The following is a 23,102-nucleotide window of genomic DNA, read 5'->3' as shown; positions in this document are numbered from 1 at the left end:
GCAAGATGCGCTTCACCGCTCTCGTCCCTTGCCTTATTCCCTTTTGTCTTGCGCCCGCATGCCGCAGGCTCCATCTCACAGTCGGAACTTCTGCACGCCTTGCTGCAGCTGCTCCGCCAGATGCGCGAGCGTCTGGCTGGCGGCGGCGATCTCCTCGGTCGAGGCCGCCTGCTCCTCCGATACGGCGGAGACGTCGGTCGCCTTCTGCTGCACCGTATGCGAGACCTCATTGATCTCCTGCACGGCGGCCGCCGTCTCGGCGCAGCTCTTCTGCACCTTCTCGCTGATCTTGACGACGGATTCGATCTCGCCCTCAAGCTCCTCGACAAGCCCCATAATGCGGCGGAACTTCTCGCCTGCTTCTTTGACCTCTCGCACATTCTCGCGCACATCGTCCTGCTGGCTCTTCGTCAGCGAGAATACATGCTCGATCTCTTCCGAGTTCTTGCCGATGACTGTGCCGATCTCCTGCGCCGCCTGCTCGCTCTGCTCGGCGAGCTTTCGCACCTCGTCGGCGACGACGGCGAATCCCTTGCCCTGCTCGCCCGCGCGCGCCGCCTCGATCGCCGCGTTGAGCGCGAGGAGTTTCGTCTGTCCTGCGATGCTCGTGATCAGCTCGTTGATCTCAGCGATGTTCTTCGAGCCCTCGTAGAGCTTTTCGACCGCCGCGCTCGTCTTTGCCGAGCCATCGGCCAGCCCTTCGACGCCCTTGATCGCACCCCTGAGCTTTTCCGCGCCTTCCTCGGTAGCCTCGCCTGTCGAGGCAACCGCCTGCTGCGCCTTGTCGACCGCCGAGCGAATCGTCTTCATCTCATCGTTGACGCCCATGACCTTTCCTGTTGCATCCTCAACGATCGTACTCTGACGCGCACTTTCCTCGGCGATGACGACGACGGCTTCCGCCGCCGACTGCGCCGCGTCCGCCGACTGCGAGGAGCTTGCCGTCAATTCCTCGCTCGACTCCGACACATGGTCGGCGGCTTCCTTCGTCGTCTTGACCATCGTCTGCAGGCTCGTCATCATGTCGCGGCAGCTGTTCTGCAGGGTGCCGATCTCATCGGAGCGGCTGCTCGCGGGAAGATGCGTCGTGAGGTCGCCGCCCGCGATCTTCTCCATCAGCGAGCACAGGACGCCGATCGGCGTCGTCACCGCATGGAGCAATACATAGGTGATGCCGAGAAGCAGCGCGAGAGCCGCGAGGCAGATCGCGACGACGAGCATGCTCATGTGCGTGACGGCGGCATTCGCCTCGTCGCGCGGCAGGGCGATGAGCACCGTCCAGCCCGTCTCCCCGACGGGAACGCCTGCATAAAACTTCTTGCTGCCCTGATATTCGGCTTCGATCTGCTCGGGCTTGCCTGTCGTAAGCTTCGCCGCCAGATCCTTGTAAGCGCCGCCGTCGATCTCGTTGAGTCGGTCGTCCACCGTATACTTCGTGTGGTAGATGTACTCCGTCTCCGGCCCTAAGATGACGAGCGACCCCGTCTCACCGACCTTGACGTCCCGTACGATGTCCCCGACAGCTTCGAGCGAAATATCAATGGCGGCGACGCCCTTGATCTCCCCGTTCTTCTCGATGGCACGGCTGATCGTCAAGACGGGCTTGCCCGTGGACGCCGCCTTGTACGGCTTGGATATGATCGTCTTGTCAGGAGCAGCGGCCGCCTCCTTGTACCACGGGCGCTCCCTCGGGTCGTAGCCCGCGCGGAAGGACGCGCTCGTCGCCGCGCTGCCGTCCGCCCTGCCGATATAGGCGGAGACGACGCCCGGGCGTTCCGCCATGTGCAGCAGCGCCTCGTGCAGCGCCTCGCCCTCGGGCATCGCCTCATCCCAATTCACCGTCGCCGTTTCGACAGCGACGCGGTTCATCTCCACGATCTTGTCGATGGCATTAGCATAATGCTCGCCCATCTCATACATGCTTCTCTGCTTCGACTCCGACAGCGCCGAGCTTGCCATCGTGCTGATCGCGAATCCCACGATGAGGAAGACCGCAACGAGCGGGATTCCGATACCCAAGAGCATCTTCGGTTTCAGTTTCATAAGATACCTCCTCTTTCTCTCCCAACCTTTCTTTTATTATAGAACAAAAATCTCTCTTTGCGAGAAGAAAGTTTTTTCTGATAATTCAGGCAAAACAAGAAAACTCCCTGACAGTTGATTCCAATATACATGAATTGCGATGAATCTGCATAGAAGGAAACGACTTTCTGCTGTAAAAGAAAGAAATACGAGCAATCAAAACTCCGCAGACGAATTTCATGAGTAATTTCTAACAATATTTAAAGGACGTTTGCCCCATGTCGCTTGCGTGCAAAATATGCACGCAGCACCCGCCTATCGGGCATCGTGCGCCGCCCCTCCTGCAAAAAAGGCTGCGCACGAGTCGAACCGACTCATGCACAGCCTTCCACTTTTCTGTTACGACGACTTCACTTCCTGCCGACAAGCAGCTTGGAGGCGCTGCAGCACATGAAGCGCGCCTCTCCTTGACTCATGAACATGCCCTTGGCCGTGTCGAGAAGTTCGACCTCCTCGTAGCCCTCATCCTTCAGCTTGGCGGCGAACGCTTCCATATCGCCGTACTTGCCGCGCTCCATAATGTCATGAATCGCGAAGACGCCGCCCTTCTTCAGGACGCGAAATGTCTCTTCGAGCATCGTCTGCCCCGAGATCTTTGGGATATTGTGATAGACATAGTTGCTCGTCACCGCATCGAAACTCTCGTCGGGGAAATCGAGCTTGAGGGCGTCGCCCGGGCGGAACTCCACATTCGTCACGCCCTCAGCCGCCGCATTCTCCTCGCAGATCCGCTGACTGAACGAGGCGTAGACGCCGCGCCAGAGGTCGACGCCGATCGCCTGGCACGCGGGATTCCCCTTCGCGCAGGCGATCGTCAGAGCGCCGCTGCCGCAGCCGACGTCGAGGATGCGCCCGCCTACGGGAAGCTTGACAAATGCCGCCGTTCCCTCAACGATCTGCCGCGCCAACTGCCGCTTGCCGTCGTAAGAAAACATGCGGTAGAGGGCGCAGAACCAAAATGTGAGGAGCGTCGAAGCGAGAGCCGCGAGCGCGAGGAAGCCGTCGAGGGCAAGCCACGCGCCCGCACGCGGCAAAAAAGCGAGCGCGAGCGCGAAAAATGCCCAGAAGAGGACAGCTGCCAGGAGCGCCGCCGCAATCATGCGGCGCGGCAGCCAGTTCTTGTAGTTCGGCTTTCTGCCCGTGCCGTCCTCGGGCGATTTCTCCGCGCCCGCTTCCGGTACGGCCGGACTCTTGCCGACATCCGTCACTTAGACCATCTCCTCGGGATGGAAGACCTCGTCGAACTTCTCAGGCGCGAGGAAGCCGAGCGCGACGCACGCCTCCTTGAGCGAGATGTTCTCCTCGTACGCCTTGTGCGCCGTCTTCGCCGCCTTCTCGTAGCCGATGACAGGATTCAGCGCCGTCACGAGCATCAGCGAGCGGTGCAGATTCTCGTGCATCTTCTCCTTGTTCGCCTTGATGCCCGATACGCAGCGCTCATCGAAGGAACGCAGGGAATCCGCCAGGAGGCGCACCGACTGCAGGAAGTTGTAGATCGTCACGGGCATGTAGACGTTCAGCTCGAAATTGCCCTGCGAAGCCGCGATAGCGACAGCCGCATCGTTCGCCATGACCTGCACCGCCACCATCGTCGCCGACTCGCACTGCGTCGGATTGACCTTGCCCGGCATGATGGAGCTTCCCGGCTCGTTCGACGGGATCGTGATCTCGCCAAGGCCGCAGCGCGGGCCGCTCGCGAGCCAGCGCACATCGTTGGCGATCTTCATGAGGTTCGTCGCCAGCCCCTTCAAGGCGCCGTGCGCGAAGACCATCTCATCCTTCGCCGAGAGCGCGTGGAACTTGTTCGGCGCTGTACGGAAATCGAGTCCCGTGATGTCGCTGACGACGCGTGCGACTTCCTCGGCAAAGCCCTCGGGCGCATTGAGTCCCGTGCCGACCGCCGTGCCGCCCAAGGCCAGCTCCTTCAAGAACGGCAGCGTCGCCTCGATCTGTGCACGCGACTCCTTGAGCATGGCGCGCCAGCCGCTGATCTCCTGCGTGAAGGAAATGGGCACGGCATCCTGCAAATGCGTCCTGCCCGTCTTGACGATTCCTTCATTCTCCTTCATCAAACGCTCGAAGGTCGAGGCGAGCTTGTCGATCGACGGCAGGAGCTTGTCCTCGATGGCGACGACGGCGGCGATGTGCATTGCCGTCGGGAACGTGTCGTTCGAGCTTTGCGACATATTGCAATGGTCGTTCGGATGCAGAAGCTTCTCGCCCGCAATCTCATTGCCGCGATTCGCCAGCACCTCGTTGACGTTCATGTTCGACTGCGTGCCGCTGCCCGTCTGCCACACGGCGAGCGGGAAGTGCCCGTCCAGATCACCCGCGAGGATTTCGTCCGCCGCCTTCGCGATGGCGTCACGGCGCTTCTCGTCGAGCCGCCCGAGCGTCGCGTTGGCAAACGCCGCCGACTTCTTCAAGATGGCAAAGGCGCGGATGATCTCCTTCGGCATCTTTTCCGTGCCGATGGGGAAATTCTCGAAGCTCCTCTGCGTCTGTGCCCCCCAATAGCGATCCTTCGGTACGCGAACCTCTCCGAGAGAATCATGCTCGATCTTGTACTCCATAAACGTCTCCTCCTTCATCTGCAAGCTACACGCACAAACGTCCACTTTGTGGACATTGTGCGCCGCCCTTAATGAAAGTTACCCAATCAGTCTGCGCCCTTCGGGCTTGACTTCTTGGACTTTCATAGTAAAAACTCCCGTCCGCAAGTGGAAAGAAAAGCGCCGGAATTTTTCCGACGCTTTTAGTGTAACATATATGAAAATATTTTTCAATAATGTTTTATGAGGAATGAATATCATACTTCTGCATCGCTACTTCCGCACGGTTCTCCAATCCGAGTTTATGCTTCCGTACAAGCATGAGTATTCACCCTTGACATAGATGAACAAGCATCATAATATGTTTGTAGATATTGAGATTCTATATCAATTATTCATAAGGAGGCCTTTCATGAAAACAAAGCTCAGCGGTGTAGCGGAAACCTTGCTCATTCCCCTGTGGGCGCGAGCAGAAGAAACGAAGCGCTCAGACGCCTTGATCCGAGACGATTTCGCCGTGCGGCTCGTCGAGCAGATCGACTACGACTTCGCCAAGTTCGCCCGCGCCAAGCACTCGCAAACGGGAGTCGCCGTGCGCAGCTACATCCTCGACCATGAAACAAAGGCATTCATCGAAAAGCAGCCCGATGCGGTATGCATCAATCTCGCCTGCGGTCTCGACACCCGCTTCTACCGCATCGACAACGGACAGATTGATTGGTACAACCTCGACCTGCCCGATGTCATGGAACTGCGCCAAAACTTACTCGCAGAAGCAGGCGCGCGCATTCACAATCTCGCCGCCTCCGTCTTCGATTCCGCCTGGCTAGAAAAAGTCGAGCATGAAGGTCGCCCCGTCCTCATTCTTCTGGAAGGCGCGGCCATGTACTTCAGCGAACAAGAGATGCGCAGTCTCTTCGCCATGCTCGCCGAGGCCTTTGCCGATGCTTCCATGCTCATCGAAATCATGCCGCCTTTTCTCATCGGTCAGCAAAAGCGCCACGATTCCGTAGATACGCAGAAAGCGCCCTTTCAATGGGGCGTAAAAAGCGGCAAGGAGATAGAACGACTCCATCCTGCCATCACCTTCCTCAAGGAGCGAACCCTCTACGAGGGATTCCGCAGCCGCTGGGGCTTGTTCGGACTCCTCTCCGTGATTCCTTGGTGGAACAAGAACTGCAACGACAAGATTGCCTGCCTTCATTTCGCAGCCCGCTGAATCGCCGCGGGATGTCTTGAAAAAGTCTGCGGTAACGTTTCGTATATTTTTACGACTCCTCCAAACACATACGATAAACAATTCGCTCGAACAAGAAAAGCGCCGAGAATCTCTCGACGCTTTTCTTATATCCATCGGTTTACTTTTCCTGCCCCGTGCTGCAGCTGCCGCCGCAGCCTCCGCAGCCGCCGCTGCAGCTTCCGCCGCAGCAGTCTTCCTTGCCCGCCTTCACATTGTGATAGACGTGGCGCAGCGCGAAGAAGAGCAGGACGGCGACAATTGCGCCGACAATGATGCTTGCCATGGCAAAGATCTCCTTTCAAGAGTCAGAGAAGCACGGACGGCTTCCCTAGCCGTTCATGCCGAAGGCGCAGGCTCCCCAGTAGACAAGAAGTGAGACGACCCAGGCGACGCCGAAGGTGTAGAGGGCGGCGAAGAGCATCCAGCTCCACTTGCCCGTCTCCTTCTTGATCGTGCCGAGCGAAGTCATGCACGGCGTGTAGAGCTGCGAGAATACCATGAAGGCGAGCGCCGAGGCTGCCGTGAACGCCGTGCCCATCGAGCCGGCGAGCTGTGTCGCCGTCTCTGCGGCGTCCTCCGCCTCGGTCGAGACATCGCCGACGCCATAGAGGATACCGAGCGTCGAGACGACGGACTCCTTCGCCATGATGCCCGTGACGACGGCCGCGCCCGACTCCCAAGTCTCGAAGCCGTGCAGCGCGAAGAGATGGCTCATACCGCCGCCGATCGATGCGAGGAAGGACTCGCTCATCTCATCCGTAGCGCCGTCCGCATTGTAGTTCGACAAGAACCAGATGGCTACGCTCATTGCGAAGATGATCGTACCGGCTTTGATCAGGTATCCCTTGCCCTTGTCCCAAGTCTCCAGGAGCACCGTCTTCATGTCCGGCATGCGGTACGGCGGCAGTTCGAGGAGGAACGTCGATCCCTGGCTCCTGAACGCCGTGATGCCCAGAACCTTCGCCATGATGATGGCGACGACGATGCCGATGATGTACATCGAGAATACGAGATTCGCGGCATGTTCAGGGAAGAACATCGCAGCGAAGAGCGCCATGATCGGCAGCTTCGCCGAGCATGTCAAAAAAGGCGTGATGAGAATCGACGTGAGCCTGTCCTTTTCCGAGTCGAGCGCACGCGCACCCATGATGGCCGGCACGCCGCAGCCGAAGCCGACCATCAGCGGCATGATGCCCTTGCCCGTGAGGCCGACGCGGCGCATGATCGGATCCATGATGAAAGCGACGCGCGCCATATATCCCGTACCGTCGAGGAAGGACAGCATGAAGAACAGTGTGAAAATGAGCGGCACGAAGTTGATGACGTTGCCGACACCCGCGACGATACCGTCTGCAATCAAGGATTTCAGCCACTCGGCGACGCCCGCAGATTCCATCGCGTCATTGATCCAGTCGGTGAACGGTCCGCCGATCCAGTCGCCGACGGCATCTGCGAGCGGCTGACCAATCCACGTGAAGGCGATACAGAACACCAAGTAGAGAATGCCGAGGAGAATAGGCAGCGCCAAGACGCCGTTCGCGAGCACGCGGTCGATCTTCTCCGAAGTCGACAGCCCGACGTTTCCGACGACAACCGCCTTCTTCATGATCTTGTCGATGAGATCATAGCGCATCTCGATGAGCTTTTCGTCCAGCTCTTCGGCGGAAAGGCCGCTCTTCTTGAGTTCCGTCGCCTTCGCCTTGTGCTCTTCAACCATCGCACTCGGACGGTAGTTCGACATGACAGTCGTCGTGAAGATTTCGATGAGCTTCTGGATGCTCTTCTTGCTGCGGCCAACTGTCTGCACGACAGGCATGCCCAGAGCCTCTTCGAGCTTCTGGATGTTGATGCGAATGCCCTTTCTTTCCGCCTCGTCCTGCATGTTGAGGTCGATGAGCAGAGGAATTCCCTCTTCGAGGAGCTGCACTGTGAGGAAGAGATTGCGCTCGATATTCGAGGAGTCAATGACATCGACGGCGAGGTCGGGCATCGTCGTCTTGAAGTAGTCGATGACGACCTGCTCTTCCGCCGAGCGCGCATTGATACTGTAGGTACCGGGCAGGTCGACGACTGTGATCACGCGATCCTTGTAGTTGACGACGCCCATCTTCTTGTCGACGGTGACGCCCGGCCAGTTGCCGATCTTCTGGCGCATGCCCGTCAATTCGTTGAATATGGTCGATTTTCCCGTGTTCGGGTTGCCCGTCAGGGCGACGCTCATGGTGCTCATCAGGCTCCCGCTCCTTCCTTGATTTCCGTCACTTCAATCTTCTCCGCATCAGCGCGGCGAAGCGCGAGATTGTACGAGCGAAGCCCGATCGCCATCGGATCGCCCATCGGCGCCGACGGCAGCACCTTGATGCGCGTGCCCGGAATCAGCCCCATCGTCATCAGGCGCTGCTTGAGCTCCGAATCGCCCACCTTGTCGACACGAAGAGACATTCCTGTCTTTCCGTCTTTCAACGTCATCTTTCTTACCTCCATTAAATAAGACAACAAACTGCACGCACAAACGTCCATATTGCGGACATTGCACGTCTCCTTTAGTGAAACCCAGCCAATCGGCCTACGCCTACGGCTCAATCGCTTGGGGTTTCATAAAAAATGAGAACGACAATGAAACTGAATCCAGTTCATCGGCAGAGATAATAATACTCTATCCAGCTCATGCTGTCAAGGAAATAAGGCGCGATTTGAACTTTTTCTATCAATTTATAAATATTCTCATTTAATCAAACAGCGGGCGGACGTTCCGCCGAAGAAATTGCACCCTTCCCGTAAAAAATACTGCAGGGATGCAAATGCGCAGCCTCCCCAAAAGCTCCGCCTTGAGACCGACGACGCTCCTGCACACAAAAAGCGCAGGAGCGTCCCCTTCGCTCCTGCGCTTTCGTTAAAACATCACGGAAGACATCGCATCACCATGACGCGTTCCGCCCTCATGCTGAGTGCTCAGCGAGGACGTTCTGCAACGCCGCCATGCTTGCCGAGTGGCAGAAAGCGATCTTCGCATTGCACTTCTTCGCCTCTTCCTGCGCGTGCATGGCAAGCTGGTGTGATGCCGTGCTCGTGAAAAGAATGATGAGATCAGGCGAGCCGATCTTCCTCCTGAGGTCTCGACACATCTTCGGAAAAACCTTCGCCTTGAACCCGCAGCTCTTGCATGCCTCACGATAACGGCACTCCATACACTCGTTCCCCCCAAGAATCACCACACTGCTCATAACCACTCTCCCTTTCTTTTATCCTTGAATATGAATATCACTCATCTTTATGACATAATTATAAATGAGATGAGAATGATTGTCAAGTCCATAATAAAGGGGGATTCGTATAACTTTTGTCTTGGTCTTGCAAAGAGAAGCGAGCGACGCGCACATGCACCGCAGCATCAAAAAAGGATACCGCACAAATCCCTGCGGTATCCCTTTCTTTTTACTTTCAGCCGACGCGCCTTACAGGCTTTTTGCCTGTCGAGAGGATGCGCGCGCTGTTTAAGACGACGGCGAGCGTCGCCGTGTTGTGGATGACAGCCGCCCACAGCGGGCTGATCATGCCCAAGGCGCCCATGAGCATGGCGCCCGAGTTGACGAGGATCGTCGCGCGGAAATTCTGATGGATCAATCCCATCGTGCGCTTGCCGAGACGCAGAGCGTCGACGAGGCCTTCAGGATCTTCCGAGCGGATCGTCACTGCCGAAGACTCGGCGGCAATGTCCGTCTGGCGGCCGCCGAGCGTCACGCCGACGTCGGCAAAGGCAAGCGCCGGCGCGTCGTTGATGCCGTCGCCGACCATCATGACTCTGCCGCCGCGCTCCTTGAGCTTCATGACGTAGTTCGCCTTGTCTTCGGGCAAGACCTCGGCATGGTAGGAGTCGATGTCCATCTGACGCGCCACATGATCGGCGACCTTCTCCGAGTCGCCCGTGAGCATCACGATCTCGTCGACGCCGTAACGGCGCATCTGGTTCAGCGTCTTCTTCATCTTCGGGCGCACGGGATCGGTGATGCCGATGATGCCCATGAGCGAGCCGTTCCGCGCGATGTAGAGGAAGTTTTCCGTCGTGTCCTCGACGACGAGCTCGCCCGCGCCCTGCACGCCGCGCTCCTTCATGAACTTGTAGCTGCCGACGATCACGTCGCCGCCCTTGAAGCCGTCGAAATCAGGCACGACCGCCTGCATGCCGCGTGCGACGATCGTCTTCGACGAGCGGTGCTGCGGCACTTCCCAGTTGTTGTCCTTGACGTACTTCTGAATGGCAACAGCCAGAGGATGCACGGAGTGCATCTCCGCCGACGCTGCCAGAAGGATCATCTCCTTCTCCGTCACGCCCTCCGCCGTCTTGATGGAGGAGATCTGCGGGATGCCGACCGTGATCGTGCCTGTCTTGTCGAGGACGACAGTATCGGTATTAGCGAGCGCTTCCATATAGTTGCCGCCCTTGACGAGAATGCCCTTCTTCGCCGCCGCCGCAATCGAAGCGGAAATCGCCGTCGCTGTCGAGAGCTTCAAGCCGCACGAGAAGTCGATGAACAGGAGGTTCAGCACCCTCTGCCAATCGCGCGTCGCGCCGTAGACGATCGCCGCGCCGAGGAACGAGATCGGCACGAGCATGTTCGCCATGTTGTCGGCGAAGTTCTGCACGGGCGCACGTCTCGACTGCGCCTCTTCGACGAGGTGGACGATGTGCGCGAGCGACGTGTCCTTGCCCGTCTTCTCGACCTCGATGACGATCTCGCCGACCTCGATGACAGAGCCTGCGTAGACAGGCGACTTCTCGCGCTTCATCGCGGGATTCGACTCGCCCGTGATCGACGCCTGGTTCACGGACGCCTTGCCGCTGACGACGCGGCCGTCGACGCAGATCATCTCACCCGAATGTGCCGCGATGCGGTCGCCGACCTGCACGGACTCGACCGCGACCTTGCGCTCGACGCCGCCGTCAATGAGCCAAACAAAGCGCTGGTTCATGTTCAGAAGGCCGGAAATCTGCTTCTTCGCGCGCTCCGCTGCGTAAGCCGTCAGCATCTCAGCGCCGTTCGACAGCGTCAGCAGCGTGAGGCTCGATTCGGGCTTGCCTGCGAGCACGGAGGCGATAACCGCCGTACTCGTCAGCGTGTCGGCGTTCGGGCGGCGCTCTTTCACCATGCCCACGACGCCGTTCTTGAGGAAGTTGCGCGCGATGGCCAAGACGAGGAGACTGCGAAACACCTTCATTCCCGCAAAAGCTTCAGGCGCGAGCTTTTCAAGCGCCTTCATGCCCGCGAAGCTCGCGAGCGAGAAGATTGCTTCGCGCCGATAGCCCGCCATGTCAAGCTCGGGATCGCTCGGTGCGCACTCTTCTTCCATGCGCTTGACGAGCCGACGCACGAGTGCGAGGGGCAATTCTTCCTTGTACCAGACCGTCAGCGCCTTGTCGCCGACCGAAGCGGCGACGACGCCCTTTATGCTTCGAAGCTGTGCACCCAAGAGGGCGCGCTTATCCTGAGCAAGATCCGCCGATAGGCGGAGCGAGCATGTCCCATACGTCATATCATCTTCCATCCTTTCAAGATCGAGAATGCCCACCAAAGCATCTGAGGACCCGACGGCCGCTGTTCATAGAGCAGGATCTTGCGCAAGCCGCGCACGATGAAGCCGAGAGCGAATACCGACGGGAAATCGAGCCAGCCATGCGTCTTCTCGTGCAGCCATACGTTCGCCGCGCCTGCTGCGCGGCGGATGCTTGCACCGAGTTCAGCGAGCGGCTGAGTGACGCCTGCCGCAGGGAGCAAATCGGAAAGCCCCTGCGGCAGATTAAAACCCGCATGCTCCGTAGCACCAAAGACGCGCTTGCCAAGATCCGCCATCAGGCGATCGACAGCTCCCTCATCGCCCGTATAGCAGACGAGCAGACTGCCCGTGACACTCGACGCCTTGACGGAATCGATGAAGGCGATGCGGCCAAGGTTCTTCTCCAGAAGCTTTGCCAGCTCCTCGTTCCCCTGCAGGGCCGCCGCATAGTAGCGCCTGCGCCCGGGCACGGCACTCTTCAGCGCGAAAGCTGGCATTGCCGGTGCAGACACGGCTGCAGAGCCGGACGCGTCCTGCGCCATGCCCTTGCCGCGTCCCCTGCCTTGACCGAACATGCTGCTCATGCCGCTGCCCATGCCCGTCGGCATCATGTTAAAGAGTCCGCTCATGCCGGAACTTCTGCCCATGCCGCCCCGCCCCATGCCGGACGCCATGCCGAAAAGACCGCTCATGCCCGCGCTCCTGCCCATGCCCATGCCGCCGCCCATGCCTGCAGAAGCGCCGCCCGAAAGCATGCTGCCGAGGCCTTGGACAAGGGCCGTGCCGATCATCAAACCAGACATATAAGACATAAAGATTTAACTCCTCCCCTGTGCCATCTGCACATGATGCTTCACATACGTTTCAATCTGTGAAAGCTCTTCGTTCTCAGCAAAAAATTCCGGCTCATAGGTGATGAGCACGGAGCCGGTGAGCGTACTGCACTCGACCTTGTCCACCTCGGGACAGTCGGCGAAGTACGCAAGAATCTGCTCTCTAAGCTTCTCGTTTCCCATGAGTGAACGGCTGTAGAGGCGCATCCTGCCCGGCGTATAGGCGGCAGGGCGCATCGAGCCGATGAGTGCGCCGAGCTTCGTCGGCGGCAGCGGCAGCTTCTGAAGCCCCTCGTCAATCTTCTTCATCACATTTTGCTTGAGACTTGCGCCGAACGGCATCGCAAGATCTTTCGCGAGCTTTTTGCGATACTGCCAAGCGTGAACGAGCGAGAGTGCCGCCCACGCCGTGCCACAGACGATATGCAGACGCTTCGCCGGAACAAAGAGCGTCACGACCGTGCCTGCGGCAGCCGCTGCCAGCGGCAAGCCTAAAGAAATCTTTGCCATAGCGTCCTCCTTCATGCAATTCGTTATCAACAGCAAAACAGGAAAGGGGCTGCGCACGCAATATGCCATGACGATACGAGCATTTGCCTGTCGCAGCCCCTCTTATGTTTCCCTTACTGGTTCGCGCCGGCTTCCTGCGCAGCGATGAGGTCCTCAAGCTCTTCCTTCTGGCGCTGAAGCTCAGCAAGCGGCACCTGCGCTGCAGGAGCACCCTGCTGAATCGCCATCATCTGCTGCTCGCGCTCCTGCATGAAGCGATAGCCAAAAACGCCTGCGACAGCGCCGACAGCAAGACCAATCCAGAAATCGCTCTTAGAGAAAATCGTACCCATAATATTCATCCTCCTAAAATTCAAAAGTGTCGACTCGAAAGACCGCTTCTTCGGCACTTTCTTCGCGTCAACGTCTTTTCCTATCATACCGATTATCCTACCATTTGTCAAGGGTATACCGGACAGTATCTGCTATCAATTAAAGGCTGAGAAAACGCATCATTGCTAGCTTGTTGGCCTTTGGAGGGATCGTCGGCCGGCCGAGGTCGGCACGCGAGCCGACGGCGCATCGCACCTCCAAAAAGCACGATCCTGCCTGCCCTTTCATCTCCTCCAAGGCGGCGGCAAGCTCCTCGCCATCTTTCGCACGCTGTGCGGCGGCGTAGCCAAGCGCACGCGCGAGCGCCGGAAAGTCGATGTAGGAAGCCGCCGTCGGCATGCCGCCGACGCTCTCGTGCGCCTCGTTGTTCAAGACGACGTGGCAAAAGTTCGATGGCTTTGCGGCAGCGATGACAGCGGCCGCGCCCATGTGCATGAGGAAGGCGCCGTCGCCGTCGAGGCACCACGTGCGCCGCCCCTTCCTTTCGAGCGCAATGCCGAGCGCGATGGACGAGCTGTGCCCCATCGAGCCGATCGTCAAAAAATCGCGCTCGTGCCCCTCGCCGCGCTCCTCGCGAAGCTCGAAAAGCTCGCGGCTCGCCTTGCCTGTCGTCGAGACGAAGACATCGCTCTCGTCTGCGGCGTCGAGGATCGTGCGAATCGCCTCCTCACGGCGCAGCGCATAGCCGTTTTTGTAGGAAACCTTCGTGTCGTGCGTGAGCGCGCCCTTTCGAACGACAAAGGCCACCGAACGCCCTGCCTCCAAAGACGAGCGGAAACGTTCCATGGCAGCGCGCACGTCTTCTCCTCCCGTCTCCTTCGCGAGCACGAAATGCTCGACCTGCAGAAGTTCGAGCAGCGGAAGCGTCACCTCGCCCTGATAGGCGTGCTGCGGCTCGTCCTTCACGCCCGGCTCGCCGCGCCAGCCGATGACGAAGATCAGCGGGATCGCGTACGCCTTCTCGTGCAGCAGCGACGCGAGTGCATTGACGATGTTGCCCTCACCGCTGTTCTGCAAATAGACGAGCGGCGAGCGCCCCGTCGCGAGATAATGCCCCGCCGCGATTCCCGCCGCCGTCCCCTCGTTCGCCGCGATGATGTGCGGCGCATGATTGCCGTATCGCTCCATCAAAGCGTCGCAAAGAGCGCGCAGCTGCGAGTCGGGCACGCCGACGAAAAAGTCCGCGCCCAAGATGTCCAAAAACTCCGTCGCCTGCATAATACCTCCCCCTTCTCCCGCAGATCATCTCTCTGACTCTTCCTTGCGATGGAAATATACATGATAGATGAACGGATTGTTCCAATAACCTTCGATTGTCGAATCTGCAAAGACAATGGAAAGATCATGCTTTTTGGCAAATTCATCAAAGAACGACCTCCGGTAAAAGAACTTGTCAAGGTTCTTATACCGCTCGTCGTAGTCCGGATCGATCATACGGCGCGCACTCAGAAAATCCGCTCTCTTCTCGACGTCATGCACATCGAGGAGGACGATGCTGCCGCATGTCTTTTCGAGCATTTTTTCCAGCACAGTTTCCGCATAGGATTCATCGGGAAAATAGGAGAAGACACTATTCGCCAGCACGCCGTCATATTTTTCTTTCGTGGGCAGATTTTTCGCTTCATCACAAAGGCTTTCCCGCAGAGTTCCTTCAGCAAATACGTCCCTCATGATAGAAATAAGCTTCTCCGAATAATCGAGACCGCCGACAGCGAACCCATCGAGTCGAAAAAGCCAAAGATTTGCTCCTGCACCGCAGCCGACCTCGAATATGCTGCCACCTGCGGGCAAACGAAGCGCCGCCTTCGTTTCCTCATACTGCTTTAGAAGTGATTCATACGGTATGCCGCCACCCGTCACATCAAAGCCATTGATGCGCTTGAGTTCCAAGAGCATCGCCCGCTTGTCCGAGCGATCAATGCCTGCAAGCTGTGCACTTCTCTTATTCCAGATTTCCTGCCAGCGATTCATCTCTCTTCTGTCTCTCCTGTCCCATTCATTGCCGTTTCATTCCTTCGGCAAAACCATACCCAATTCCGCAAGAGCTTCTCTCAGCACGCGGAAAAACTTCTCAATATCCGCCTCGTCGATCGCGCCGAGCGCGCACAGGCGAAACGTCCCCTTCTCCTGCATCTTGCCCGGATAGATCGTGAAGCCATGCGCATAGCAGTAGTCGTGCACGCGGTCAAAATCCCAGTGCTCATCCGCAGGATAAAGCACGGAGACGACGAGTCCCGACTGAATCTCCGGGCGGATCGCCTCCTTCAGCCCCAGAGCCGCAAGCCCGCGATGAATCGCCTGCGCCACCCGCGCATGGCGCGCCGCCTTCGCCGCCTCGCCCTCGGCGAAGTATTCGGCGAGCGCCTGCTTCGCCGCATAGATCGTCTGCACGGGCGGTGTGAACTGCATCTGACCCGTCTTTTCAAAGTACGCATACTGCTGGTAGAGATTGCAGTAATACGAGCGCACGGGATAATCCTTCGACTCCTCGATGAGCGAGGTGCGGCCGATGACAAAGGAAAGCCCCGTCATCGCCTGCAGTCCCTTCTGCGCCGACGCCATGCAGAAGTCGATGTTCGCCTCTTCCATCGAAAAGGGCAGCATCGCATAGGTCGAAGTCGTATCGACGACGAACGCCGCGCCGTGCGCATGCGCGAGCGCACCGATCTCGCGGACGGGGTTTAGGACGCCCGTGCCCGTCTCGTGGTGCGTCGTATAGACGAGAGCGATGTCGGGATCGTCCGCGAGCGCACGCTCGATCGCCGCAAGATTGGGCACGTCTTCGACCGACGAGCGAAGGTCGATATGGGGAAGTCCGTATGCGCGGCAGATAGCAACGGCACGCGCAGAATACGCGCCGTTGTTGACGACGAGCACCTTCTTTCGCGCAGGCAGAAGCGAGTTCAGGCACACGTCCATGTTGAGCGTGCCCGAGCCGCAGAAGAGCACGCACGAAAACTCCTTCGCATCGGCATGAACGATCTTCAAAAGCCCCTGCGCCACCTCGCGCATGACATCGCCGAACTCTTCTTCGCGCGGACAAATATCGGGCACGACCTGTGCCATCTTCACCGTATCCGTCGTCGTCGCCGGACCCGGATTCAAGAGGATCTTCCTCTCCATCAGCCACCGCCTCCATAAGAAATCATTAAGGAAAGTATAGCACAAGAACATGAAAAGGGGAAGCGTCCATGTACACTCCCCCTGCATTCCATCCGTATTACATCTTGCCTGCTTCGAGCCGCGCCTTTCGCTTCAACCGCTTTTCCAGCATCACGCGCATGAAATCGTGCGCCCTTTGCAGATCCTCTGCGTCGGGGTGGCTCGCGGCTCTCTGCCAACGCGCCTGCGCCTTCTTTCCCGCGTGCGGGTCATCCTCTGCGGCAGCTTCCTTCTTGCGCTTTTCGACGATCTTCGGATTGATCTTGCCCTGGCAAGAGAATGTGCCCGCGATATAGCAGTCCGCGCCGAGCGCATATCCTGCACGCGCGAACGCCGTGACGGCATGCTCACTGCCTGGATCTGTGCCGTGCGTCTGGAAAAACACGACGTCCTTTCCCTCGATCTTTGGCAGGAGCGCGAGCATCTTCGGATCGGGCGCACCGAGCCGCAGCCAGTAGCCGAGCGCCACGGCCTCGTAGCCCGAGAGGTCTTCCGGCGCTTCTGCCACAGAGAAGATGTCGGCGTCTGCTTCCTCCGCCATCGCTTCGGCGACGAGCTTCGTATTTCCCGTAAGCGACGAATAAATCACGCACCATTCTTTCATAAAAAACAGTCTCCTCTCATCTTATATGCCATCCTTACCATCTTAGCATATAAAACAAGAGGAGACTGTACCTTATGCTACGAAAGTTTGCGTCTTATCCGAGATAAGGAAACCATCCCGCAGGCTTCCATCGGACAAAGGCGTGCAAAGCTTCGGCTTACCTGCCCCTTCTGGCAGCGAAGCAATCGCGGCAGTAGACCGGGCGGTCATCCTTCGGCTCGAACGGAACTTCCGTCTCCTTGCCGCAGGCAGCGCATGTCACCTGGAACATCGTGCGCTCACCGCTGTCGCCATCATGGCTGCGGCGTCTCTTTCCGCGGCAGTCGCGGCAGCGAACCGGATCATTCTCAAACCCCTTCTCCTTGTAGAACTCCTGCTCACCTGCGGTGAACGTGAACTCCTTGCCACAATCCTTGCAAACCAATGTCCTGTCCTGGAACTCCATGAAATATCTCCCTTGCTGATAATTATGTGAAAACGTCCCTCTCGGACGCTGCACGCACCGACGGTTTGGCATGTCCAAACCTGCGCTTGCCTACCCATTCTAGCAGATTCAAACAAAAAGCGCAACTGAAATTATTTTGCCATTTCTTGGAGGATGACCAAGCGAAATGCTAGGAATCATCGCTCTTGCCTCGTCTTTCGTCCATCGTGCAGCGAGCATCGGAAACATGCTTCACGCCCCGCCCACATCGCGCAGCGAAAGCCCCGGCACGGCATTCAGATGAGAGTCTGAGAAGCCGCCCGCCAGAGCCTGATAGTAGGCGCGGCAGCCGATCATCGCCGCATTGTCCGTGCAGAGCCGAAGCCCCGGATAATGGAACTCGACGCCACTCTCCGCTGCCGCCTGGCGAAGCCGCCCTTCGAGCGAGCTGTTCGCCGCGACGCCGCCCGCCAAAACCAGCGTCCTCAGCCCCGTCTCACGCAGAGCCGCGAGCGACTTCTCGACGAGCGTCTCGATGACGGCGTTCTGAAACGACGCTGCGACGTCGGCGGCATTGACCTCGATCTTCTTGAGCTTCATCGAGTTCAGATAGTTTAAGACGGCAGATTTCAGACCGCTGAAACTGAACTCGTAGTTGCCCTCTTCTTCCAAGGCGCGCGGAAAGTCAATGGCCGCGGCATCGCCTTCTTTCGCGAGGCGGTCGATCTCGGGGCCGCCCGGATACGGCAGCCCGAGCACGCGAGCCACCTTGTCAAACGCCTCGCCCGCCGCATCGTCGCGCGTCTGCCCGAGCAAGGTGAAATGGTTGTAATCCTTGACGTGGACGAGCGCCGTGTGCCCTCCCGAAGCGACGAGCGCCACAAACGGCGGCGCAAGCTCCGGCGAACTCAAGAAATTCGCAAAGATATGGCCTTCGAGATGATTGACGCCGATGAGCGGCACGCCGAGCGAGAAGGAAAGCCCCTTGGCGGCGGCGACGCCGACGAGCAGCGCGCCGACAAGCCCCGGTCCGTAGGTGACGGCAACTTGACCGACCTCCTCCTTGGCGACGCCCGCCTCCTTGAGCGCCTCGTCGATGACGGGCACGATGTTCACAATATGACAGCGCGACGCGATCTCGGGCACGACGCCGCCGTACTTTTGATGCACGGGGATCTGCGTCGCAATGATGTTCGACAAGATTTCGCGCCCGCCGCGCAGCACGGCGGCGGACGTCTCGTCGCAGCTCGTCTCGATGGCGAGCGTCAAGATGTCCTTATCCATGCGCCTCATCTCCTTTTCCGTCCGTCCCGCCGAGTGTGGCGAGCGTCGCTTCAATGTCCGTGTTCCAGAGGATTTCCGCATCCTCCGCATTATCCGTATAGTAGTGCGGCCGCCTGCCGACGCTCCGAAAGCCGAACTTCTTGTAGAGCGCGAGCGCCGCCTCGTTCGACGGACGCACTTCAAGCGTCATGCTGCGCACGCTGCGCTCCAAAACAATCCGCATGAGTTCTGCGAGCAGCGCTGCGCCGACGCCGCGCCGGCGCATCTCGGGCGCAACGGCGACGTTCGTGATGTGGCCCTCCTCGCCGAGCAGCCAGACGCCGACGTAGCCGATGACTTCTCCGTCGTCGAGCGCCAACAAGTAGTAAGCCGCTTCCTGCGCGGCCTCCTCCCAGAAAGACTCGCGCGACCACGGCATGGAAAAGCACGCCAGCTCCACCTTCTCGACGGCAGCGGCGTCCGTGGGCAGCATCTTGCGAAAGGTCAGCATGACGCCCCCTCCGTCTTCTCTTTGCCATGACGCTTTTCCCAAAGCACCTCCGCCTCCGAGCGCCGAATGTAGAACGGCTCCAGCGTCATGGGATCATCGCACTCGCCCGCCGCAAGCCGCGCGATACCGAGCCATGCAACGTGCGAGGCGCGCGCCGTCAGAAGATGCGCGGGCGCGAGCGTGACATTGTCGGGCAAATTTCCGAGACGCGCCCGCTTCTTCACGGCGAGTTCGCCCGTCAGCAATACAGGCTTTCCCCTGTCCGCCGCCTCGGCGATCGCCTCGGCAAGCGGCGCGACGCGCACGGGACGCACCTCGTGCAAACTCCCGTCACGCCACTCGTAGAGACCTGCATAGGCGTTTCCCTTCTGCGCGTCCATCAGGGCGAGCGTATGAACGTCCGGCACGGGGAAGGCGAGTGCGAGCGCCGCCAAGGTCGAGACGCCGACGAGCGGGATGCCCAGACCGTAAGCGATAGCCTTCGCTGTCGCCAAGCCGATGCGAAGCCCCGTGAAAGAGCCGGGACCGATGCCCACGGCGACGCCCGTAAGAGCCGAGCGCTCGACGCCCGCGAAGGAGAGCGCCCCCTCGATATGCGAAAGAAGCGTCTCCGAATGCGTGCGCCCCGCCTCAACCGTCACTTCCGCCTGCAGTTTCCCCTCGCTCGCCACGGCGACGCTCGACACCGAGCTTGCCGTATCAATCGCCAGAATCGACAACGTCCCTCATCTCCTCAAAAAATTCCTTGAGCTGCACTCCCACAAGCGAAAAACACAGCCGGCGGCGATCCGCCGCCTCCTCTGAATCGACCTCCCCCGACGAAGACGCCACGCGCTCGATCGTCACGCGCACATAGTCTGCGGGCATCTCCTCGCTGAACTTGTCGAACCATTCGACGACGACGACGCCCTCGGAATCGTCTGCATACTCATAGAAGCCGATGTCATAAAGCTCCTCGGCACGCTCCAAGCGATAGACGTCGAAATGCGTAAGGCGCATCTTCCCTTCATATACGTTCATCAAGTTGAACGTCGGACTCGTGACCTCGCCCGAAAAACCCAAACCGCGCGCCAATCCCTGCACGAAGAGCGTCTTTCCCGCGCCGAGATCGCCCGCGAGCGCGAAGACCGTTCCCGCCGGGCAAAGCGCCCCGATGCGCTCGGCGAGCGCCGCCGTCTCCTCGGGGGAAGCCGTTTGCACCGTAAACATTGCTGCAACACCTTTCCATAGGAGAGCGCCGCGTCCCTCAGCCATCGCGCCGAACTTTTTGCCGAAGCCCTCCGTCGTTTCTCTGCCTATCATACCACAAGCCCGCCGTTTTTTGAAACGCTTCGCGCAAGTATAGCGATACTTCTTATCAATAATAATTATCCAATAGTATTTATTTTGAAAAAGTATAAAAACACGAGATATACGGAGATATTTCACGATATATGCCTATATCTTTGTTATTTAGCATTTTTTCGATATTTCCTTCTTGGGACGCTTCGCCTATAATAAGGGCACAGCAAGCGACAAGCACATGGGGGAACACCCCCGCACGGTGAATCGCGAGCCACTACCAAGAAAAAGAAAAACATCCACGATATTTTGGGAGGTAATGTAAAATGAAAAAGTTTGTTTGCACGGTTTGCGGTTATGTTCACGAGGGCGACCAGGCTCCGGCAGAGTGTCCGATCTGTCATGCTCCCGCTTCCAAGTTCGTCGAGCAGACGGGCGACATGCAGTATGCGGACGAGCATCATGTCGGCGCCGCCAAGGGCGCAGATGAAAAGGTCATCGAAGGCCTGCGCATGAACTTCACGGGCGAGTGTTCCGAGGTCGGCATGTACCTCGCGATGAGCCGCCAGGCAGACCGCGAAGGCTATCCCGAGATCGCCGAGGCCTTCAAGCGCTACGCTTTCGAGGAAGCCGAGCATGCAGCGAAGTTCGCGGAGCTTCTCGGCGAGGTTCTGACGAACAGCACGAAGGAGAACCTCAAGATGCGCGTCGACGCCGAGCACGGCGCCTGCGCAGGCAAGAAGGAGCTCGCTACGCTCGCGAAGCAGCTGAACCTCGACGCCATCCACGACACCGTGCACGAGATGTGCAAGGACGAGGCGCGTCACGGCCGCGGCTTCAAGGGGCTCTTTGACCGCTACTTCGGCAATAAGTAATGACTTTCCCTCGGGGCGGGGATCTTGAACCGCCCCGAGAACTTCCCCATAAAGAAATCACGGATAACGATGAGTCCGTCCCATCGGCGCTCTCGATTCATCCGTGCTTTCTAAAACCTTCTCAAACCCCATAACCACTATCCAGAGGGGATTTCCCCAATCCCCGACCACTCCCAAAAAGCGACCCTTTCCCCAAGGGTCGCTTTTTCTATGGGCTGTTTCATGGCTGCTGCATCAGCTTCTTCGCCCTCCTGCAACTACCACACACATGATCAGTAAACTACACGCACAAAAGTCTACTTTGCGGACATTGTACGCCGTTACAGAAACCTAGTCAATCGATCTGCGCTTCGGCTTGATCTCTTGGGATTTCACGCTAAAATAAAGGTCTCCATGCCACATCAACTGCAGCATGGAGACTTCGATGAAAACTACAGAAATATCAACCGAACATCGCGTTGAGAATCAGGAGCACGATGATACCGGTAGCCCAAGCAATCGTGCTGGCGACAGAGTAGAGGCGCAGCTGCTCCTTACCTTCAGTGATACCGATGGAGCGGTTGACGACCCAGAAGAAGCTGTCGTTAAAGTACGAATAGAAGAGCGATCCCACACAGGCGGCGAGAGCCGCGAAGACGGGGTTCACGGAGAGATTCGCGATAATCGGCGCCGTGATCGAGGCCGCCGTAATCATCGCCACCGTGCCGCTGCCTTGGATGAAGCGCACGATCGTCGCGATGAAGAACGGCAGCAAGATGGCAGGAATGCTCGTCTGCAGCATGGCTTCGGCCAAAACCGTGCCGACGCCGCTGTCGCGGATCAACATGCCGAAAGCACCGCCGCCGCCTGTGATGAGGATGATGATGCCCGCCGACTTGATGCCTGTCTCCATTTCTTCCAACACGCGTTTCCTGTCGAGACTTCCCGTCAGACCATAGATCGTCAGGAGAAGCCCGATGCCGACGGCAATAACCGGTGTACCGAAGAACTGAATGGCATCGGCAATCTGCCCTTTCATCCCCATGGCAGCCGCCACTGTACCAATAAGAATCAAAAGGATCGGAACGACGATCGGCGCAAACGAAATGAAGGCCGAAGGCAGATGCGCGTCATCGTAGATGCTGCTTCCCTGGTTCGATGCCGTATACGATCTGTCACGCGTCCAACCGCCATCCGCTGTCGGAATCTGCCAAATCCTTTCGCCCGCCCACTTCGCAAAGAGCAAAGGCCCGATGAGCATCGGCACGGAGAGCACGAGTCCCCAAAGAATCAAGGATCCGACGCTCACTTCAAAGATACCTGCGACTCCCACAGGTCCCGGGGTCGGCGGCACCATCGTATGCGTGATAACGAGACCGGTGGCGAGAGCGATGCCGATGGATACGATCGACTTGCGCGCTTCTGTAGAAATCGCCTTAGCCAGAGGCGTCAAGATGACAAAACCCGAATCACAGAAAATCGGGATGGAGACGAGGAAGCCCGTCAACGCCATAGCGATTTCTTCACGTCCCTTGCCGAAAAGCTTGAGAAAGCACAGAGCCATGCGCTTCGCCGCACCCGATACCTCGAAGAGCTGGCCCATCATGACGCCGAAGCCGATGATGATGCCAATGCTCCCAAGCGTACCGCCGAAACCCTTCGTGATGCTCGCGACAATCTGCTTGAACTCGATGCCGCCGATCACACCGACGAGGACGGTTGCCAAGATCAGCGCCAAGAATGTATGAATCTTGGTCTTCATGATCATGAAAATCAAGCAGGCAATACCAAAGCCAAGACCTATGAGTATTTGCGTTTCTGCAGCCATGAGGATTCATCTCCTTGTTCATGAAATCATTAC

At 58.4% G+C, this 23,102-nt stretch carries 23 protein-coding genes; 2 read left to right on the top strand and 21 right to left on the bottom strand.

Translation table 11 applies throughout. From position 1 onward, the window contains the following. Positions 1-75: 75 nt before the first annotated feature. From OL236_RS01115 to fumC, 3 genes are all read right to left on the bottom strand, one after another. The gene (locus OL236_RS01115; protein WP_265071027.1) at positions 76-2,043 is read right to left on the bottom strand and encodes a methyl-accepting chemotaxis protein; all 1,968 of its coding nucleotides are present in this window, start codon (positions 2,041-2,043) and stop codon (positions 76-78) included. Positions 2,044-2,432: 389 nt separating this feature from the next. After that, a complete protein-coding gene (locus tag OL236_RS01110) occupies positions 2,433-3,290 on the bottom strand; it encodes a class I SAM-dependent methyltransferase (protein WP_265071026.1) in 858 nt (285 codons plus the stop codon). Next, positions 3,291-4,655: a class II fumarate hydratase gene (gene fumC, locus OL236_RS01105; protein WP_265071025.1), complete on the bottom strand. Its 1,365-nt coding sequence runs from the start codon at positions 4,653-4,655 to the stop codon at positions 3,291-3,293. A 391-nt stretch (positions 4,656-5,046) separates the two neighbouring features. Between fumC and OL236_RS01100 the strand changes: the two genes are divergently transcribed. Continuing rightward, positions 5,047-5,853, top strand: coding sequence for a class I SAM-dependent methyltransferase (locus OL236_RS01100; protein ID WP_265071024.1), 807 nt, complete (start codon positions 5,047-5,049; stop codon positions 5,851-5,853). A gap of 139 nt (positions 5,854-5,992) precedes the next feature. Here the strand turns inward: OL236_RS01100 and OL236_RS01095 are convergent, their stop codons facing one another. From OL236_RS01095 to tsaE, 17 genes are all read right to left on the bottom strand, one after another. Continuing rightward, positions 5,993-6,157 carry a FeoB-associated Cys-rich membrane protein gene (locus OL236_RS01095; RefSeq protein ID WP_265071023.1) on the bottom strand — a complete coding sequence of 55 codons (165 nt, stop codon included), beginning with the start codon at positions 6,155-6,157 and terminating at the stop codon, positions 5,993-5,995. Positions 6,158-6,202: 45 nt separating this feature from the next. Beyond that, entirely contained in the window at positions 6,203-8,104 is a 1,902-nt protein-coding gene (gene feoB, locus OL236_RS01090; RefSeq protein WP_037369651.1) for a ferrous iron transport protein B, read from the bottom strand. Beyond that, positions 8,104-8,343, bottom strand: a complete 240-nt coding sequence (locus tag OL236_RS01085; RefSeq protein ID WP_009645483.1) for a FeoA family protein — start codon at positions 8,341-8,343, stop codon at positions 8,104-8,106. The genes feoB and OL236_RS01085 overlap by 1 nt, the downstream gene beginning before the upstream one ends. Positions 8,344-8,813: 470 nt before the next feature. Beyond that, positions 8,814-9,098 carry a DUF2325 domain-containing protein gene (locus OL236_RS01080; RefSeq protein ID WP_037369648.1) on the bottom strand — a complete coding sequence of 95 codons (285 nt, stop codon included), beginning with the start codon at positions 9,096-9,098 and terminating at the stop codon, positions 8,814-8,816. A 217-nt stretch (positions 9,099-9,315) separates the two neighbouring features. Continuing rightward, positions 9,316-11,406 carry a heavy metal translocating P-type ATPase gene (locus OL236_RS01075; protein ID WP_009645420.1) on the bottom strand — a complete coding sequence of 697 codons (2,091 nt, stop codon included), beginning with the start codon at positions 11,404-11,406 and terminating at the stop codon, positions 9,316-9,318. Further along, positions 11,403-12,239 carry an HMA2 domain-containing protein gene (locus tag OL236_RS01070; RefSeq protein ID WP_009645437.1) on the bottom strand — a complete coding sequence of 279 codons (837 nt, stop codon included), beginning with the start codon at positions 12,237-12,239 and terminating at the stop codon, positions 11,403-11,405. The genes OL236_RS01075 and OL236_RS01070 overlap by 4 nt, the downstream gene beginning before the upstream one ends. A gap of 6 nt (positions 12,240-12,245) precedes the next feature. Next, entirely contained in the window at positions 12,246-12,770 is a 525-nt protein-coding gene (locus OL236_RS01065; protein ID WP_265071022.1) for an HMA2 domain-containing protein, read from the bottom strand. A gap of 113 nt (positions 12,771-12,883) precedes the next feature. Further along, complete coding sequence (locus OL236_RS01060) at positions 12,884-13,093, bottom strand: 50S ribosomal protein L9 (RefSeq protein ID WP_037367891.1); 210 nt, start codon at positions 13,091-13,093, stop codon at positions 12,884-12,886. Positions 13,094-13,241: 148 nt separating this feature from the next. After that, on the bottom strand, positions 13,242-14,360 hold the full coding sequence (gene aepY, locus OL236_RS01055) for a phosphonopyruvate decarboxylase (RefSeq protein ID WP_265071021.1): 1,119 nt from the start codon (positions 14,358-14,360) through the stop codon (positions 13,242-13,244). Positions 14,361-14,384: 24 nt separating this feature from the next. Further along, on the bottom strand, positions 14,385-15,113 hold the full coding sequence (locus OL236_RS01050) for a class I SAM-dependent methyltransferase (protein ID WP_265071020.1): 729 nt from the start codon (positions 15,111-15,113) through the stop codon (positions 14,385-14,387). A gap of 36 nt (positions 15,114-15,149) precedes the next feature. Further along, complete coding sequence (locus OL236_RS01045) at positions 15,150-16,265, bottom strand: 2-aminoethylphosphonate aminotransferase (protein WP_265071019.1); 1,116 nt, start codon at positions 16,263-16,265, stop codon at positions 15,150-15,152. Between the two features lie 97 nt (positions 16,266-16,362). Continuing rightward, entirely contained in the window at positions 16,363-16,908 is a 546-nt protein-coding gene (locus OL236_RS01040) for a flavodoxin family protein (protein WP_265071018.1), read from the bottom strand. Positions 16,909-17,065: 157 nt separating this feature from the next. Beyond that, a complete protein-coding gene (locus tag OL236_RS01035) occupies positions 17,066-17,353 on the bottom strand; it encodes a zinc-ribbon domain containing protein (RefSeq protein WP_264918494.1) in 288 nt (95 codons plus the stop codon). Between the two features lie 231 nt (positions 17,354-17,584). Then, positions 17,585-18,616 (bottom strand): tRNA (adenosine(37)-N6)-threonylcarbamoyltransferase complex transferase subunit TsaD, encoded by a 1,032-nt coding sequence (tsaD, locus tag OL236_RS01030; RefSeq protein WP_265071017.1) that lies wholly within the window; start codon positions 18,614-18,616, stop codon positions 17,585-17,587. Next, positions 18,609-19,106: a ribosomal protein S18-alanine N-acetyltransferase gene (gene rimI, locus OL236_RS01025; protein WP_265071016.1), complete on the bottom strand. Its 498-nt coding sequence runs from the start codon at positions 19,104-19,106 to the stop codon at positions 18,609-18,611. The genes tsaD and rimI overlap by 8 nt, the downstream gene beginning before the upstream one ends. Continuing rightward, the gene (gene tsaB / locus OL236_RS01020) at positions 19,100-19,825 is read right to left on the bottom strand and encodes a tRNA (adenosine(37)-N6)-threonylcarbamoyltransferase complex dimerization subunit type 1 TsaB (RefSeq protein WP_265071015.1); all 726 of its coding nucleotides are present in this window, start codon (positions 19,823-19,825) and stop codon (positions 19,100-19,102) included. The genes rimI and tsaB overlap by 7 nt, the downstream gene beginning before the upstream one ends. Then, positions 19,806-20,408, bottom strand: a complete 603-nt coding sequence (gene tsaE, locus OL236_RS01015; RefSeq protein ID WP_265071014.1) for a tRNA (adenosine(37)-N6)-threonylcarbamoyltransferase complex ATPase subunit type 1 TsaE — start codon at positions 20,406-20,408, stop codon at positions 19,806-19,808. The genes tsaB and tsaE overlap by 20 nt, the downstream gene beginning before the upstream one ends. A 305-nt stretch (positions 20,409-20,713) precedes the next feature. Between tsaE and OL236_RS01010 the strand changes: the two genes are divergently transcribed. Continuing rightward, entirely contained in the window at positions 20,714-21,262 is a 549-nt protein-coding gene (locus OL236_RS01010; RefSeq protein WP_006193450.1) for an NADH peroxidase, read from the top strand. A gap of 442 nt (positions 21,263-21,704) precedes the next feature. On the opposite strand, the gene OL236_RS01005 is transcribed toward OL236_RS01010, so the two are convergent. Continuing rightward, complete coding sequence (locus tag OL236_RS01005; RefSeq protein WP_265071013.1) at positions 21,705-23,069, bottom strand: GntP family permease; 1,365 nt, start codon at positions 23,067-23,069, stop codon at positions 21,705-21,707. Positions 23,070-23,102: the final 33 nt, after the last annotated feature.

This window comes from Selenomonas sputigena, assembly GCF_026015965.1.
Lineage (GTDB): Bacteria > Bacillota > Negativicutes > Selenomonadales > Selenomonadaceae > Selenomonas.
The sequence above is the reverse complement of the archived record's forward strand: the minus strand, read 5'-3'. Positions and strand labels throughout refer to the sequence as shown.